The 688-nt window shown below is 41.6% G+C and carries 2 protein-coding genes; both read right to left on the bottom strand.

The features are described 5' to 3' along the window. Nucleotides 1-409 (bottom strand): PBECR4 domain-containing protein (locus DW694_RS17370; RefSeq protein ID WP_286187293.1); only part of this gene is annotated, 409 nt, incomplete at its 3' end. Nucleotides 410-485: 76 nt separating this feature from the next. Next, the coding region (locus DW694_RS17075; protein WP_207664245.1) for a hypothetical protein at nucleotides 486-688 on the bottom strand (203 nt) is incomplete at its 5' end.

Here is a 688-nt window from a genome sequence, read left to right as displayed (position 1 = left end):
CATACTCTTTATTTAAGCATAGAGTAAAATTAAGATCTGTTGTGCCAAACTTATAAGTTCTCGTGTCTGTAACAATCTCTTCCAGCATAAATCCTTCTGAGCCAGCCAGCATTGCAATCTGTCCGATATGCTTAATCTTACGCTTACACAATGAAAAAGGGTGCTGCGGTGTAAAAAATATCTGCGAAGCCTGAAGCATCTTTTTTGCTGCATAACTATAAAACTTTTTTGCTGAAAGGTTCGTGGCCACACCTGTCAAGTGCCTAAAATTGGCAGCTTTATAAAGCACCTCAATATATCTGCCTTCAAATACATATAGAAATCTTTTACCTACTAAATGCTTCCTATACAGATCAGCAGCCACTTTAATCTCCTGTACAATTTTCTCTCTATCCTGTTGTTTTCCCATCTATCTTTTCCCAATCATCACTATAGTATAAAAAAACAGCACTGGACAACTTTTTTGTTATCCAGCGCCCATAATCTTAAAAAGCGGTTTTATGCTGGCTGTCAGCCGCGACATCCTTCCGAATGTCTAAAATGTCGCCGGTATCATTGAGTCCCCGGCGCGGACTCACCGTATCTCCCTGGTGTGGGCGTAATACCCTTCCGAGTATCAAATAGTCCCAGTAATTACCCTGCCCGGGCACAGTACAGCTTTTACGTGCCGCTACACGAAACCTTTTGG

It is taken from the genome of Ruminococcus sp. AM26-12LB (assembly GCF_003480785.1).
Lineage (GTDB): Bacteria > Bacillota > Clostridia > Lachnospirales > Lachnospiraceae > Blautia_A > Blautia_A fusiformis.
This window is presented reverse-complemented; position numbering and strand designations above follow the sequence as displayed.